Genomic DNA, 15434 nt, shown 5'->3' on the forward strand with positions numbered 1-15434 from the left:
GCTCAAGCTTCTGTATAGCCTGCGCTGCCTCATAGTCCTTTTTAGTCCGCGCATCAATTTCATCTTTCGGCGCAATCCAGAGCACAGACCCTGTTTTCTTCATCCCCAGACCTTTTGCATCCATAATAATCTGGAGCGCTTGATCCCAAGGAACATCCTTTAACCGCAAGGTGAGTGCACCAGTAACGGTATCGGAGGTAACAATATTAAAGTTGGTAAAATCCGCAATCACCTGCAACAAGGAGCGAACTTCAATGTTTTGAAAATTCAACGATAGCTTTTCACCCGAATACCCCGGCCCCTGCGTGAGTTTGTTCAGGTCTACTTTCTTCTGACGAATCTCCACAACAAATTGGCTATCGCTCTGATAAGCACTATGCTCCCAATCCCCCACCGACTCGATGAGCATTCGCACTCGCTCGCCCACCTGGGACGTGGTTATATTTTGCACAGGCGTTCCAAAATCAGTAACTTCAAGACGACGCCTCAACCCTTCGGGTAGTGCAGAACGAGCAAACTCAACTACAACCCCCTTAGCCTGCTGCTGAAGATCAACACCGACCTGATTGTTGGCCAAGTTAACTACAACCCTGCCAGAACCATCTGCACCACGACGAAAATCAATGTCTTTCAACGGCAAAATATCACCGTTTTGGCCATCAGAAAAATGAACCACGGATGAGGGCCCACTTACCAACGCCCCAGCAATGGGATCAAGCGACAACATCAAAGTCTTACCTTGAATATCTGTTCTATATGAAGTCGCAGACTTAAGATTTAGAACAATACGGGACCGTCCGCCAGCCTGAACAACATTAACTGATTTTAAATTACCAAGATTTATCTCGTAACTGGATTTACCAGTAGAATTACCAATCCCATGAAAATCAAGAGCAACGCGCGCTGGTGACTGCGTTGAAAACCCTGTCGGGGTCGCTATAAGTGGCTCATCGAAATCAACCTTCAAAACCTCCACACCCCCTTGAATACTAGCAGCAATCGCATTGATAGACCCTTGGGCAGCTGCGCTTAAAGAGATGACTGCAATAGAGACCCCTAAAACAGCGCTACGGCAATGATTTACAACAAAGCTATTCCGATATTTCATTTCTTCCCCTCTTGCAGATCAAGCGATACTGGGCGCTCTATCCAGTCTCCAGTTGCATCCTGCGCAATTTCACGCAATTGAATGGAGTTTTCAGTTATCCGAACAACTTTTCCATAGTTCTGCCCCAAGTAACTTCCAACCTTAACCTGATAAATTAGGTTATCCACCTTTAGCAATGCAACAGGAACCCCCGTCTTATTAAGGCTACCTACCATTGCCATGGCGTCCAAAGGAAACGCCTCGAGAGGCTCCTTACGCCGAGTCATTTCAGGGGCAATTAGCGCCGCATTGGAGGCAATTTGAGTGGAATCTTTCCGCAAAGCTTGAGTGAGTTTCACTTGATTAAAAGGCTCAAGCGCCGCTCCCTGAGAGTATGGCTCCGGAACGAACTTCTTGGGCTCCGTCAATGGAGTAACACTAGGCTTAGTATTAGCTCGCTGATCCGCAATCCACAGGCGCAACTCGTCCTCCCCAGAGGGAAGACATCCTGCAAGGAAAAACATGGTCAGGATAAGCAGCAGGGTACGCATGGCGTTCCTCATTTCGCGCCCCCAGCCTTCTTCTGTGCCTGAATCTCTTCAGGGTCCAGGTATCTGAAAGTGCGGGCGGTCGCGTCCATAATCAAGTTATCGCGAGCCCCAGGAGTTATTGCCATGTTATTCAACGTAACGATACGCGAGAGGTGCGCAATATCAGACGCAAATGCCCCTATGTCATGGTATTTACCCGTGACGCGAATCGAAATAGGCAGCTCGGCATAATAATCTTTTACAACAACCTGCCCAGGCCTAAACAATTCAAATTGCAAGCTCCGCCCAAGTCCCGCTTGATTGATGTCAGACAGCAACGCTGCCATCTCAGCCTTACTGGGAAGTTGCTTCTCCAGCTGGATAACATACTGCTGAATCTGCTCTCGCTGCTTCTTCAACGCATCCAGACTCACAGCTTTTATTAGTTTTTTCTGATAATCAGCCCGGAGTGCAATCTCTTTATTTCGCTCGCCGTCCAATTCAGCTTCGTAGTCTTTCAAAAGTGCAAACCACAAAGCCGTCGCTACAGCGACTGCAATAAAAAGACACAACAGCGCCTTGGGCAAAGCAGGCCAAAGCGAGGGGTCTTTGGTATCCAGGTTTTTGAATTGCCGCTGAACAACATCCATCTGCTCGGCAAAGCTAATAGATTTTTCCTTCTTATTAGCCATATCACTTACCTCCCGACGATGCAGCAGCGCTAGCCGCAGCCATCGTCTTCTGGGCTTCACTTGCGCGAACCAATTGAAATTTCAGATTGAACGCAGACACTCTCCTTTGATCACGCTGACTCAAAGAAACAGTATTGGCTGTAATTTCACTCAGTTCTGGCTTGTCTAGCCACGGAGTATTCGCGGACAAGTTCCGCAGCAGCTCCGAAACCCGTTCGTTCGATTGAGCCATACCCTGCATGGTGATCGTTTGCCCAGCTTGCCCAATCGCTGTGATGTAAACACCATCAGGCAGTTGCTTGACCAATTCAGTCAAAAGGTGAACTGGAAGATTTCGATCAGATTGCAGATCTTCGACGGCCTTCTGCCGCGCGCGCAAGGCAGCAATCTCATCTTCGATAGATGCAATTTCTTTGATTTGCTCCTCTAGCACCTTTATTTCCTGTTGAAGGAAACTGTTCTTGGCCTGCTGATCGGTGATCATCATCTGGAACCACCAATAGATAGCACCAGCAATCACCAAGCCGAGGAGAAATGATGCAAACATAGTGGCCTGGAAGGCCTCTTTGCGGCGCTTCCGCGCCTCCTCTCGATGAGGAAGTAAGTTAATCAGAATCACTGCAAGAACCTCCGCATAGCCAAGCCACAAGAGGTCAAGTACGACGGGGCTTCACGCACCATCTTTTTAAGCCGGACTGAACTTCCTATTTCCATCCCATCGAATGGATTGACCGCGCTGCAGGCAAACCCTGTCTGCTGAGTCACCGCCTCCGTGAGACCCGGCAAAGGGGCCGAACCTCCCGCAAGCATGATGTGATCAACACGGTTGTGCGGCGTGCTGGTGAAGAAGAACTGCAATGCACGGCCAATTTCTTGTGCCATGCTATCAACGAAGGGGCGAAGAACTGCCGATTGGTAGTCCTCAGGAAGATCGCCGTTCCGCTTCTTGCCCTCCGCCTCTTCTACTGAGAACCCATACTGGCGCACGATCAGTTGCGTCAGTTGCGCGCCGCCAAAGGCTTGGTCACGGTCATACAGAACCTCTTCATTCCGGATGACCTGCATGCTGGTGGTCAACGCACCAACCTCGAACAAAGCCACCATTGCGTCGACACCTTTGTTCGGAAGTGCTTCGATCAGACGCCCCGCAGCGAGACGGGAAGCATGGGACTCGATATCAACCACCACAGGCTTCAAGCCCGCCGCCTCCGCCAAACCCTGCCTGTCCTGGACTTTTTCGCGCCGCGACGCTGCAATGAGCACGTCCACATCACCCGGCGCATTCTTGCTGGGCCCGATTACGCAAAAATCCAGACTCACCTCGTCCAGCGAGAAGGGGATGTACTGATTAGCTTCGGACTCAACTTGGACCTCGAGCTCTTGCTCTGTCATACCACCCGGGAGGGTGATTTTTTTAGTAATCACGGCGGATGGCGGCAACGCCAGAGCGACATTTTTTGTCCTCGTTCCACTCTTCTTCACGAGGCGCCGTAGAGCGTCCGCGACCTCGTCAAATTTTTCGATGTTACCGTCCGTGATCCAGCCGCGCTCCAGCGGCTCGATGGCACATCGCTCCAGCACCAGACCGCCTGCCTTATCACGCCCCAACTCCACCAGCTTGACACTGGAGGAACTGATGTCGATTCCCAGCAGCGGAGCAGACTGGCGACTGAACAAAGACCCCATTGAGATCAAGATTGGTCCCCTGTAACTTGCCAAAATGAGGCAACAAAACTTAACACTTCACATGAATGCTATCAGTAAGGTAGTTCTCCAGCAAAGATTTTTCCCGTTGTAACGGCTGCGGAGCGTTGCCAAAAGCAGACGAAACTTCGATGCTCGGCAATACCGTCCGACAAGGGTGGCGTGCCTTTCGGCGGCACCGGAACGCCTTGGATTTGAGCTTCCAGGGATGTATGAGCAGACATTTTTATAATAGGCAGCCTCACCCTTCCGGAGCGATATGCCGCCCTCCTCTTCGAAGTTGTCCGACAAGTCGGACACATCCTCCGCTCGCACCGGCTCCACTTGGCTTCGCTGGCTTCTTCGCATCACGCTGTGGATGGCTGGGTTGGCGACGGCTGCGGCCGTCGGGCTCGCGCTGATCATTGCGGTAGCGCTCTCCGTGGCCTACCCCAATCTTCCCGACATCTCCGACCTGGCGGACTACCGCCCCAAGCTACCGTTGCGCATCTATTCTGCCGAAGGGGCCTTGCTGGGTGAGTTTGGTGAGGAGCGAAGAAACCTTACTCCGATCGATGACATTCCTAAGGTGATGAAGGATGCAGTTTTGGCCATCGAAGATGCTCGCTTCTTCCAACATGGCGGCGTGGACTACAAAGGAGTGGTGCGCGCGGGGCTTGCCAATTTGGGCCGCGTAAAAAGCCAGGGGGCATCCACTATCACAATGCAGGTGGCACGCAATGTTTATCTGTCTTCAGAAAAAACATTTACTCGCAAAATTTACGAAATCTTACTGACATTCAAACTTGAGCACTTACTGACCAAGGATCAGATTCTTGAAATTTACATGAATCAGATTTTCTTGGGCAACCGGGCTTATGGTTTTGCCGCAGCTTCCGAGGCCTATTTTGGCAAGCCGTTGAAATCGCTGTCTATTGCAGAAGCCGCCATGCTGGCCGGACTGCCCAAGGCCCCATCGGCTTACAACCCCATCAGCAATCCCAAACGTGCCCGAGTCCGGCAGCAGTACATCATTGAGCGGATGGAAGAAAACGGGTTCATCACGGCGCAACAGGCGGCCGAAGCCAAGAAGGAAGAGCTGAAGATCCGTACCGGCCCCGACAACACGCGGGTCCACGCGGAATACGTGGCCGAAATGGCCCGCCAGCTGATCTTCACACAGTATGGCAATGAGGCCTACACACGTGGCCTGAACGTGTACACAACCCTGAATGCAGCAGAACAGGAAGCCGCTTACAACGCCTTGCGCCGAGGGATCATGGACTACGAGCGGCGCCAGCAGTACCGTGGCCCAGAGAAGTTCGTGGCCCTGCCCAGCACGCCGCAAGAAGTCGAAGAAGCTATTGATGACACCCTAGCTAACCACCCGGACAACGGCGACGTCCTCTCGGCCGTGGTACTGGAGGCCACGCCGCGCAAAATCCTTGCAGCACGTGCCAATGGCGACACGCTGGAGATCACCGGAGATGGCCTCAAGCCCGCTCAGTCCGGACTGAGCGACAAGGCGCCACCCAACATCAAGATCCGTCGGGGTGCAGTGATACGTGTGGTCAAGACGCCTAAGGGCCCCTGGGAAATCACGCAACTGCCTGAAGTCGAAGGAGCCTTTGTAGCCCTGGATCCCCGCAACGGTTCTATTCGCGCGCTGGTAGGGGGCTTCGACTTCGACAAGAACAAGTTCAACCATGCCGCACAGGCATGGCGCCAACCGGGCTCCAGTTTCAAGCCGTTTATCTACTCTGCAGCCCTTGAAAAGGGCTTCACTCCGGCCACCGTCATCAACGACGCGCCGCTTTTCTTTGATGCAGGCGTGACCGGTGGTCAACCCTGGGAGCCGAAGAACTACGACGGCAAGTACGACGGCCCGATGAGCATGCGCACAGGGCTGGCCAAATCCAAGAACATGATCTCGATCCGCATCCTGCAGGCCGTAGGCCCCAAGACGGCACAGGAATGGGTCGGACGTTTTGGCTTTGACCCTGAAAAGCACCCCGCCTACCTGACGATGGCACTGGGTGCGGGTTCCGTCACGCCACTGCAGATGGCGGCCGCCTACTCGGTGTTTGCCAACGGGGGCTATCGCGTGAACCCCTGGCTGATCACCAAGGTCACGGACCACAAGGGCCGGGTGATTTCCGAGACCACACCGCCGGTGACCAGCGAACAACCTCGGGCGATTGAGGCCCGCAATGCCTTTCTGATGAACAGCCTGCTGCAGGAAGTCACCCGCTCCGGGACGGCGGCCCGCGCCCAGGCGACTCTCAAACGCCCCGACCTGTACGGCAAGACCGGTACCACCAACGATTCGGTGGACGCCTGGTTTGCTGGTTACCAGCCCACTATCGCAGCCGTCACCTGGATCGGCTACGACACGCCCCGCAACCTGGGCAGCCGTGAAACCGGTGGTGGGCTCAGCCTGCCCGTGTGGATCAGCTTCATGGAGCGCGCACTCAAGGGTGTCCCCGTGATGGAGCCCACCGTGCCTGCTGGGGTGGTCAATGTGGGTGGCGAGTGGTTCTATGACGAGTACGCCCGCAGCGCGGGCGTATCGAGCGTCGGTCTCGAGGATCAGCGCTCCACTTCACCGGCGGTCACCCCCCAGGCACCACCACCTTCCGAAGAACGCAACCGCATACTGGACCTGTTCCGCAACTAACTGTGCAACGCTGACCCAAAGCGCGACGTTGATGCGGGCGCACAGCGCTCATTTGCAATGAGCATGGCGGGAGCTTGCATGGTACTCACCCAATGCACAACGAAGCGTCGATCGCTCGGCCAGAGCTGCCGCCTAAACGGCAGCGAACTGCAAGGGCAGTCCTGATTGCAGGGTGGCGTCGCGGCTGAGGCACGCGAAGAACTCACCCGCCCCCTTGGAGTCCTGCCACGTACTACCGTCAAACCGGTAGTGGTAGCCCCCCGAACGGGCTGCCATCCAGACCTCGTGCAGAGGCTTTTGCAGATTGACGACAATCTGGCTGCGGTTGGGAAAGGACAGAGTCACCATGCCCCCTGACCGCTGGGCATCCACATCGGCATCCGTGGTGTCGTTAATGCGATCACAGCTGCGCTCGACGGCAAGCAGCAGTTGTTCGGCGTGGTCCATGAATTCGAGGTCGGTCATTACAATTTACGCATGTTGAGAGCTCCCCAAATTCTAGTCAGGACACTTGTCCTTGCTGCCAGTGCGGCGGCCCTGCTTGGCTGTGGACAGCGGGGGCCTTTGTACCTGCCGACAGGGCCTGCGGCGGGCCAGCGCGCCACCCTGCCAGAAACACTCACCCCCAGCAGCGGCTCCGCCACAGTCCCGGCGCCTGCCGGTGCTGCATCAACCCCGCGCTGACGCAGCTGAGGCAAAGCCCTGTCGACGGGCGCCAAAGCAGTCTCACTTGATTTCCATCAAGTACAAACCCTAGGGGCACTCGTACAGTCTGCGCTTTATTGCATTGCAGGATGGTCATGGCCCTCGAACTCTACCGCGACAAAAATCACGCTTGCCTGATGTTCACCGACCTCATTGAAGAGGACGGTCAAGCCGTGCAGGCCAACCAGTTTTTGATCGTTGATGACGATACGGGCGCCATCATCGACCCGGGCGGCAACCTCGCGTTCAACGAACTGTTCATGGGAATGACCAAACATTTCCCGCCCCACAAGCTCTCCTACCTGATTGCCTCGCACGCCGATCCGGACATCATTGCGTCACTCGACCGCTGGATGACCAGCACCAAGGCGAACTTGGTGATCTCGCGCGTGTGGGAGCGTTTTGCCCCCCACTTCACCAAGGTGGGCAAGACCGAGAACCGCGTCATCGGCGTGCCCGATAGCGGCGGACATTTGCCACTGGGCCGCCATGAGTTGGTGCTGCTGCCTGCGCATTTCATGCACTCCGAAGGCAACTTCCACTTCTACGACCCGGTCAGTCGCATCCTGTTCACGGGCGATCTGGGCGTGTCGATGATGTCGGGCGCTGAAGCCCGCGTGCCGGTGACCGATCTCAAGGCCCACATCCCACGCATGGAAGGGTTCCATCGCCGCTACATGGTGTCCAACAAGATCCTGCGGCTGTGGGCACGCATGGCTCGGCAGCTCGACATTGCCATGCTGGTGCCGCAGCATGGCGCCCCCATCATGGGCAAAGCAGCCATCAACGACTTCTTTGAATGGATCGAAAACCTGATGTGTGGCATTGATCTGTTCGATGACCGGGCCTACCAGATCCCCACAGCACACATCGACCCTGTGACCCGGCAGATGCGCCCGGCACTGCGGGCCGTCAATGCATAAAAACGTGCCATCACAAGGAAAAAAGGGCGTTTCCGCTCGTTGAGCAAGCAAAGTCAGCTATTAAATTTATAGCAAAATCAGCCGCGCCAAGGTGCTCCCGCCGCAGAGCCACTCCCGCGCTGGGTGGCGGCCAAGGCGGATCGCGGCCTGCGCCAGTGGCGCCATGCGCGCCAGCCCAGGAGCACTGCCAAGATGACGGCATACAGCGCCACTTCAGCGAAATCGTTCTTCCCGGCACGCATCCAGAAGAAGTGCAGGACGGCCAAGCCCGCCACTGCGTAGACCGAGCGGTGCAGCGCCTGCCAGCGCTTGCCCCCCAGCGCCTTGATGGCGCGGTTGAACGAAGTGCCTGCCAGCAACACCAGCAACACCAGCGCCAGCGATCCGACCAGAATGAATGGCCGTTTGGCGATGTCGCGCAGGATATCGGCCACATCAAAACCCATATCGAACCAGCTGTAGCTCAGCAGGTGCAGCAATCCGTAGAAAAACACGAACAGGCCCAGCATGCGCCGAAACCGCGCCAGCTGCGGCGTGGCCGTCAGCACCCGCAGCGGCGTGACGGCCAGCACCAGGCACAGCGCCCGCAGCGTCCAGTCGCCCGTGGCGCGGATCAGGGCCTCTGCGGGATTGGCGCCCAGCTGGTTCGTCGCTGCAGCCACCACCAGCCAGACCAGGGGAAGCAGGCACAGCACAAACACCAGAGGTTTGGCGGCAGGATGGACAAGGAGTTTGCGCATGGAGATCGGCGCCCGTCCTGGCAGCCGCAGCCCCCACGCGGAAGGCCGGGCAAAAAGACAGGGGCCAGAGAACGTCAGGTGGCCGCCACGAGGTCAGTAGAACTTCTTGAGATCCATGCCAGCGTAAAGCTGCCCCACCTGGGCTTCATAGCCGTTGAACATGAGCGTCTTGCGCTTCTTGGCGAACAAGCCGTCTTCACCAATGCGCCGCTCGGTGGCCTGGCTCCAGCGGGGGTGGTCCACCTCGGGGTTAACGTTTGAGTAAAAGCCATATTCCTGCTTGGCGGCCTTGTTCCACGCCGTGCCCGGCTCCTTCTCGACGAAGCGGATCTTGACAATACTCTTGGCGCTCTTGAAGCCGTACTTCCATGGCACCACCAGGCGCACTGGCGCTCCGTTCTGGTTGGGCAGCACCTCGCCGTACATGCCAAACGCCAGCAGGGTGAGCGGGTGCATGGCCTCGTCCAGGCGCAGGCCTTCCACATAGGGCCAGTCGAGCACACGCGACCCGACGAAAGGCATGGTCGCCTTGTCGGCCAGGGTTACGAACTCCACATACTTTGCACTGCCCTGCGGCTCCACGCGCTTGATCAGTTCAGCCAGCGAATAGCCCACCCAGGGGATCACCATGGACCAGCCCTCCACACAGCGCAGCCGGTAGATGCGCTCCTCCTGCGTGCTGAGCTTGATCAGGTCTTCGATGCCGTACTTACCAGGCTTCTTGACCAGCCCTTCCACTTCCACCGTCCAGGGGGTGGTTTTGAGCGTGTGGGCATTGCGCGCGGGGTCGGCCTTGTCGGTGCCGAATTCGTAGAAGTTGTTGTAGGTGCTCGCGTCTTTGTAGTCGGTGAGCTTTTCCATCGTGACCGCCCCGGCCACGGTGGACTTGGCACCCGCCAGCACAGCCAGCTTGTTGGGACGCACCACCTGGGCCTGCTGCGCCAGCGCTTCGCGGCCTGCCCAGGCCGCCATCGCAGCACCTGTCGCGCCGCCCGCCATGAGCTTGAGCATCTGGCGGCGGTCTTCGTAGACCGCGCGGGGTGTGATTTCGGAGGGGTGGGGGTGGTTGAAACCCGAGTCGCGCGAGGGGATCAGCATGGGGAGGCTCCGGTCATGGTCTGGTGGAAACAGCTGCAGCGGTAGAGCAGCACAACTGTTAGTTCGTTCCCTGGACAGCGCAGGTTACACCGACGACGCAATAGTTGCCGCCGCCTGCGCCGATGCCCGACCGGGCCCCTATCCCTTCAACCCATCACAGCGTGCCGTAGCTGTGCAGGCCGCTCAGGAACATGTTCACCCCGAGAAACGCGAACGTGGTCACCGCCAGGCCCACCAGCGCCCACCAGGCAGACACCGTGCCGCGCAGGCCCTTCATGAGACGCATGTGCAGCCAGGCCGCGTAGTTGAGCCAGACGATCAGCGCCCAGGTTTCCTTCGGGTCCCAGCTCCAGTAGCCACCCCAGGCCTCGGCCGCCCACAGCGCGCCCAGCACGGTAGCAATGGTGAAGAACGCAAAACCCACGGCAATGGACTTGTACATCACATCGTCCAGGATTTCGAACGACGGCAGGCGCGCCGCGATGCGCTTGCGGCCCAGCAGGATGCCCGCAACGATGAAGGCAGAAATACCGAAATACACCATCCAGTAGCCGCCACCGTTCTCGGTTGCGCCCTGGCGGAACACGATGGGCTCGAAGCACAGCACCACGCCCAGCAGCCACAGCGGGGCCAGCTTGTACCAGCGAGTCTCGGTGGCCTGCTGCTTGATCAGGTAGGCAAACGCCACCATGGCGGCCAGCGCAAAGGTGCCGTAGCCGATGAAGTTGGCGGGCACATGCAGCTTCATCCACCAGCTCTTGAGAGCGGGCACCAGGGGCTGGATTTCATGCGCCTCGCGCACCACGGTGTACCAGAGCAAAAAGCCCACAGCCGCACTGACCACCAGCATCACAAAGCCGCCCAGGGCACGCGTGTCGTACTGCTCTTCGTAGTAGAGGTAGAACGCTGCCGTCATCCAGCAGAACAGCACGAACACTTCATACAGGTTGCTCACCGGGATGTGGCCAATGTCCGGGCCAATGAGGTAGCTCTCGTACCAGCGCACCAGCGTGCCGATGAGCGCCATGGCCACCGCCACCCAGGCGATACGGGAGCCGAGCATGCTCATCGTGCGCCCCTCGCCGCGCGAGAACATGCCGATCCAGTAGAACGCCGTGCTGATAAAGAAAAGCATGCTCATCCACAAGATAGCGGACTGGCTGGAGAGGAAGTACTTGAGGCCGAACACCGTGTCAGCCCGAGCCAGGTTGCCCACCCCGTCCTGCTGGTACAGGCCAATCGCCATCAGGGCCAAAGCCGCCACGATAAGCACCAGCCCCCGTAGCGGACGCCAGAACCAGCAAAGCCATATCAAGCTCGGGATGGTCCCGAGCAAGATGCCTTTTTCATAAACGTCCATGAAACTGCCGTAACGCTGCAGCGCGTAGAGCCCCCCAACGGTCACGATGGCGGCAAACAGCCAGTCCAGCCAGTTGCGGCGGGCGAAAAAGCCCTCGTTCAGGGTGATCGTGGTGGTGTTCGAAGAAGAGGTTGCGGTGTTCATGCAGTACCTTGGCGGGGCGAGGCCCCGATCAGTTTGTGTGCGAGCTGTGCAAACTCCTGGTCACTGTCCAGCGTCTTGCGGTTGGTGGACAACGCCATGGTGGCGTGGGTACGCCCCTCATGGGGGGCCACCCACACCCATACGCGCCGCTCCCGCACGTAGAGCATGGCAAAAATGCCCAGAATCAGCAAGGCGCAGCCCAGATAGACAATGTTCTTGCCAGGGGCGCGGGCCACCTGGAACACGCTGGCCTGCACCTGGGTGAAGTCCTTGAGTTCGAACGCCAACGGCGCAGGGTAGATCTGCGCGTCCGACAGCGAGAGCACGGCCTGCGTCATAAAGCCCTGGGTGCGGTCATCGTGCTGCAGCGGTGCCTGGCCCGCCTGCTTGCGCGCGAGCTGGGCCACCTCAAACAGCGTGCCGTTAAGGATGCGCACCAGCACCTCGCCCGCACGCGCACGCTCGGCCTCAGGCACATTGGACTCCATGAAGTCCGACACCGCCTGCAGGCCGCCCGTGGGTTTGCCATCGACCATGCCTTGGCCCGCAAACAGCGCCAGCGCGCGGGATGCGGAAAGACGCAGCTGCTCGGCCAGGTCGGGGCGCGAGGAATCCATGGCCTGCGCCACATAGCGGCGCACAGCCTGCTCCCGCGCATCGGGGTCGGCCAGCAGGGCCTTCATGCGCAGAAACCCATCCATGGTGCCGTTGTCGTCAGCGGGCACCCGCAGGTAGCGGAAGGGGTCGGCAGGCGACTCGCGCACGCCCAGCAGGAACACCGGCACGCCGTCACCCGTATCCACCGGCAGCATGTAGTTGTGAAACTCGCGCGCCTGGCCAGCAGCGTCGCGCAGCTTGTAGCTCACGCTGGGCCCCACGTTGCGCAGCTCTTTTTTGGTCACGGTCTTGTTGGCGGCCCCCAGGCGGGATTCCACCGATTCGCGCAGGTCCACCTTGCGCACATCCACGCCGCTGCCGCCGGGGCCGGCACCGCCAAAATTCTCGACATTGATGGTGCGCAGCGCCGTGAACTCCAGCGTCAGCGTGTCGCTGCCCGGGCCGCCGCCCTTGTTGGTAAGCTGGGTGGAGCCGCCCACCAGACCTTCCACATCAAACGGCTTGGCGCCCGCCACCATGGGCGCGGCGCGCAGCTTGAGGTGCGATCCGCCATCGTCAAAGCTCGACTGGTAGATCTCGATGCCTTTGTAGCTCGCGGGGTGGTTCACCTCCACACGCGCCGGGGTCTTCTCGCCCGTGGCCTTGTCGTGGATGATGATCTCGCTGGCAAACAGCTTGGGCATGCCGGTGGAGTAATGCTCCACGATGAACTTCTTGAGTTCGATGGCGAACGGCAGGTCCTGCAGCAGCACACCATCGGACTGGTTCAGGATCGCCGTGCTCGACTGCGTGCCCTCGGCCACCAGCAGGTTGCCCCGGAAGGTGGGGTTGCGCTCCGACAGACGATGCTCGGGCTTCACATCGGCAATCAACCCGCCGCCCTGGTACGGCGTCTTGCCGCCCAGCAACATCTGGGCGCGCACGATGAGGTCGCCGTCCAGCAGCCCGCCCACACACACCAGCACGATGGCGCTGTGCGCCGCGATGTAGCCGATCTTGTTGGCCGCGCCCGCCTTGGCCGCCACCATCCAGCCGGTGCCGGAGCCCGCAGCGGTGTCGCGCTGCTGCAGGCGCACCTTCCAGCCCCCCCCGGCGAGCAGGGAGCCAATGCGGCGCGCCTCGGCCTCGGCCGACTCAGGTAGATCGGCCTGCGCCTTGTGATGGAAGGCCTTGAGGCTTTGTTCGCGGATGTTTTCCTTGTAGGCCTTGAGGTCCACCAGGATTTTGGGCGTGTTGCGGGCGATACACAGCGAGGTGCTGATCACCAGGAACGCAAGGATCAGCAGAAACCACCAGGCGCTGTACACCGCGTTGAGCTGAATCGCACCAAACAGCTCGGCCCAGAAGGGCCCGAACTGGTTGACGTAGTTGACCGCAGGCTCATGCTGCTTGAGCACCGTGCCGATCACCGATGCAATGCAGATCACCGTCAACAGCGAGATGGCGAACCGCATGGAGGACAGCAGTTCGATACCGGCGCGCCAGGCCTGGGAACCAGACTGGATGCGAAGGCCTTGGGTGTTGTCGGACATGGATAAAACGGGGTATGCGAAGCGCGAAAGAAAAAGGGCGGGGCCATCTATTGAGATGGACCCGCCCTTTTTGGGGTTGTTATTGGCGGTAGGTTCCGTGCGGCCCGGTTTAAAAAACCTCAAGGGGCCACGGTTTCACGAAGGTCAATCAACGCAGGCCAGCGATGTAGTCCGAGACAGCCTTGATTTCCTTGTCGTTGAGCTTGGCAGCCACCTGGGTCATCTGGACGCTGTTGGCGCGGGAGCCATCGCGGAACATGTTCAACTGGGCTGCCGTGTAATCGGCATGCTGACCCGCCAGGCGAGGGTACTGCGCTGGGATGCCAGCGCCGTTGGGGCTGTGGCAACCGGCGCAGGCGGCGATGTTGCGGTCGGCAATGCCGCCACGGTAGATGCGCTCGCCCAGGGCGACCAGGTCCTTGTCCTTGGCAAAACCAGCCTTGGCGGGCTTGGAGACCAGCCAGTAGGAGATGTTGCGCATGTCGTCGTCAGACAATGCGGCCGCAAAACCCTTCATGACGGCGTTGTTGCGCTTGCCCGACTTGAATTCCTGCAATTGCTTGACCAGGTATTCGGGGTGTTGCTGCGACAGCTTGGGGTTGGCCGCGATGGCCGAGTTGCCGTCGGCGCCGTGGCACGCCGCACACACGGCAGTGAAGCTGGCCTCGCCCTTGACGAGATCCGGCTTGGCCGCCTTGGGGGCGTCGCCCGCCGCGTAGGCCGAGAAAACAGGTGCTGCCAGTATGGCAGCCGTCAGCAAGGAGGCGAGCAACTTCATATCGAGGGTGTATGTTTATGTGCGCAAAACCGCGCGATTCTACAATGAGGCTTCCTTGTATCCCAATTCCCCATGACGACTTCCTCAATCGCGCCAGTTGCTGGCTCCCTTCCGCCTGCACCCGACGCCAAGATCGCCATGGGCTGGATGCACACCGCCAAGTTTCTGACCACGGCCGCACAGCTGCACCATCTGCCGCCCATTGACGTGCCCGAAATCGCCTTTGTGGGCCGTTCCAACGCCGGCAAATCCACCTGCATCAACACGCTCACACAGCAAAAGCAGTTGGCATTCGCCTCCAAAAAACCCGGTCGCACGCAGCACATCAACCTGTTCTCGCTGGGCAAACAAGGCGTGATGGACGCCGTGCTGGCCGACCTGCCCGGCTATGGGTATGCCGCAGTGTCGCGCTCGGACAAAGTGCGCTGGCAGCAGGTGATGGTGAATTACCTGGTCAGCCGCACCAGCCTCACCGGCATCGTGCTGCTGTGCGACCCCCGACTGGGTCTGACCGAGCTGGACGAGGCCCTCCTCGAAGTGGTGCGGCCTCGCGTCGAGGAGGGCCTGAAATTCCTCGTGGTGCTGACCAAAGCCGACAAGCTCACGCGCGCAGAGCAGGCCAAGGTCCTGTCGATTACGCGACTGCACGCGGGCGGCGGCGAGGTGAAGATGTTCTCGGCCCTCAAGAAACAGGGGGTGGACGACGTTGCCCAATTGCTGTGGCAGTGGGCCCACCCCGTGCGCCCGGCGGCAGACCCTGAAGCAGCCGATGCCGGTGCGCCGACTGCCGTAGCAGACGCCACTCCAAAAAATTCAGACAAAAACAGCCTCTAGCGCGCGATCATCATGCACTAGGAGCTACTTAAT

15 protein-coding genes are annotated in these 15434 nt (G+C 58.9%); 4 read left to right on the forward strand and 11 right to left on the reverse strand.

What is annotated here, in order from left to right; translation table 11 throughout:
- The 5 genes from DBR12_RS23025 to DBR12_RS16675 form a co-directional block, all read right to left on the reverse strand.
- Positions 1-1108: AMIN domain-containing protein (locus DBR12_RS23025; RefSeq protein WP_233244625.1), on the reverse strand; the 1108-nt coding region annotated here is incomplete at its 3' end.
- Positions 1105-1638, reverse strand: coding sequence for a pilus assembly protein PilP (locus DBR12_RS16660; RefSeq protein WP_108618316.1), 534 nt, complete (start codon positions 1636-1638; stop codon positions 1105-1107). The genes DBR12_RS23025 and DBR12_RS16660, both read right to left, overlap by 4 nt.
- A gap of 8 nt (positions 1639-1646) precedes the next feature.
- Positions 1647-2309 (reverse strand): type 4a pilus biogenesis protein PilO, encoded by a 663-nt coding sequence (locus DBR12_RS16665; protein ID WP_108618267.1) that lies wholly within the window; start codon positions 2307-2309, stop codon positions 1647-1649.
- Between the two features lies 1 nt (position 2310).
- Positions 2311-2928, reverse strand: a complete 618-nt coding sequence (locus tag DBR12_RS16670) for a PilN domain-containing protein (RefSeq protein WP_108618268.1) — start codon at positions 2926-2928, stop codon at positions 2311-2313.
- Positions 2925-4004 carry a pilus assembly protein PilM gene (locus tag DBR12_RS16675; RefSeq protein ID WP_094286470.1) on the reverse strand — a complete coding sequence of 360 codons (1080 nt, stop codon included), beginning with the start codon at positions 4002-4004 and terminating at the stop codon, positions 2925-2927. Before DBR12_RS16675 ends, DBR12_RS16670 begins: the two co-directional genes overlap by 4 nt.
- Before the next feature lie 268 nt (positions 4005-4272).
- On the opposite strand from DBR12_RS16675, the gene DBR12_RS16680 reads away from it, so the two are divergent.
- Entirely contained in the window at positions 4273-6669 is a 2397-nt protein-coding gene (locus DBR12_RS16680) for a penicillin-binding protein 1A (RefSeq protein ID WP_108618269.1), read from the forward strand.
- A gap of 132 nt (positions 6670-6801) precedes the next feature.
- Here DBR12_RS16680 and cyaY read toward each other — a convergent pair whose 3' ends face one another.
- Entirely contained in the window at positions 6802-7134 is a 333-nt protein-coding gene (gene cyaY, locus DBR12_RS16685; RefSeq protein WP_108618270.1) for an iron donor protein CyaY, read from the reverse strand.
- 12 nt (positions 7135-7146) lie between these two features.
- Here cyaY and DBR12_RS16690 point away from each other — a divergent pair, with 12 nt between their 5' ends.
- Positions 7147-7353: a lipoprotein gene (locus DBR12_RS16690; protein WP_108618271.1), complete on the forward strand. Its 207-nt coding sequence runs from the start codon at positions 7147-7149 to the stop codon at positions 7351-7353.
- A 116-nt stretch (positions 7354-7469) separates the two neighbouring features.
- Positions 7470-8297 (forward strand): MBL fold metallo-hydrolase, encoded by an 828-nt coding sequence (locus tag DBR12_RS16695; protein WP_108618317.1) that lies wholly within the window; start codon positions 7470-7472, stop codon positions 8295-8297.
- Between the two features lie 77 nt (positions 8298-8374).
- On the opposite strand, the gene DBR12_RS16700 is transcribed toward DBR12_RS16695, so the two are convergent.
- The 5 genes from DBR12_RS16700 to DBR12_RS16720 all read right to left on the reverse strand — a co-directional run bounded on the left by DBR12_RS16700 (position 8375) and on the right by DBR12_RS16720 (position 14567).
- The gene (locus DBR12_RS16700; RefSeq protein WP_108618272.1) at positions 8375-9037 is read right to left on the reverse strand and encodes a sulfite oxidase heme-binding subunit YedZ; all 663 of its coding nucleotides are present in this window, start codon (positions 9035-9037) and stop codon (positions 8375-8377) included.
- A gap of 93 nt (positions 9038-9130) precedes the next feature.
- Positions 9131-10135: a protein-methionine-sulfoxide reductase catalytic subunit MsrP gene (msrP, locus tag DBR12_RS16705; RefSeq protein ID WP_108618273.1), complete on the reverse strand. Its 1005-nt coding sequence runs from the start codon at positions 10133-10135 to the stop codon at positions 9131-9133.
- 154 nt (positions 10136-10289) lie between these two features.
- Complete coding sequence (ccsB, locus tag DBR12_RS16710; protein ID WP_108618274.1) at positions 10290-11639, reverse strand: c-type cytochrome biogenesis protein CcsB; 1350 nt, start codon at positions 11637-11639, stop codon at positions 10290-10292.
- A complete protein-coding gene (locus DBR12_RS16715) occupies positions 11636-13789 on the reverse strand; it encodes a cytochrome c biogenesis protein ResB (RefSeq protein ID WP_108618275.1) in 2154 nt (717 codons plus the stop codon). The genes ccsB and DBR12_RS16715 overlap by 4 nt, the downstream gene beginning before the upstream one ends.
- 148 nt (positions 13790-13937) lie before the next feature.
- Positions 13938-14567 carry a cytochrome c gene (locus tag DBR12_RS16720; RefSeq protein ID WP_108618276.1) on the reverse strand — a complete coding sequence of 210 codons (630 nt, stop codon included), beginning with the start codon at positions 14565-14567 and terminating at the stop codon, positions 13938-13940.
- Positions 14568-14639: 72 nt separating this feature from the next.
- On the opposite strand from DBR12_RS16720, the gene yihA reads away from it, so the two are divergent.
- Positions 14640-15401, forward strand: coding sequence for a ribosome biogenesis GTP-binding protein YihA/YsxC (yihA, locus tag DBR12_RS16725; RefSeq protein WP_108618277.1), 762 nt, complete (start codon positions 14640-14642; stop codon positions 15399-15401).
- Positions 15402-15434: the final 33 nt, after the last annotated feature.

The organism is Acidovorax sp. HMWF029 (genome assembly GCF_003060895.1).
In the GTDB taxonomy this organism is placed as follows: Bacteria; Pseudomonadota; Gammaproteobacteria; order Burkholderiales; family Burkholderiaceae_C; genus Acidovorax.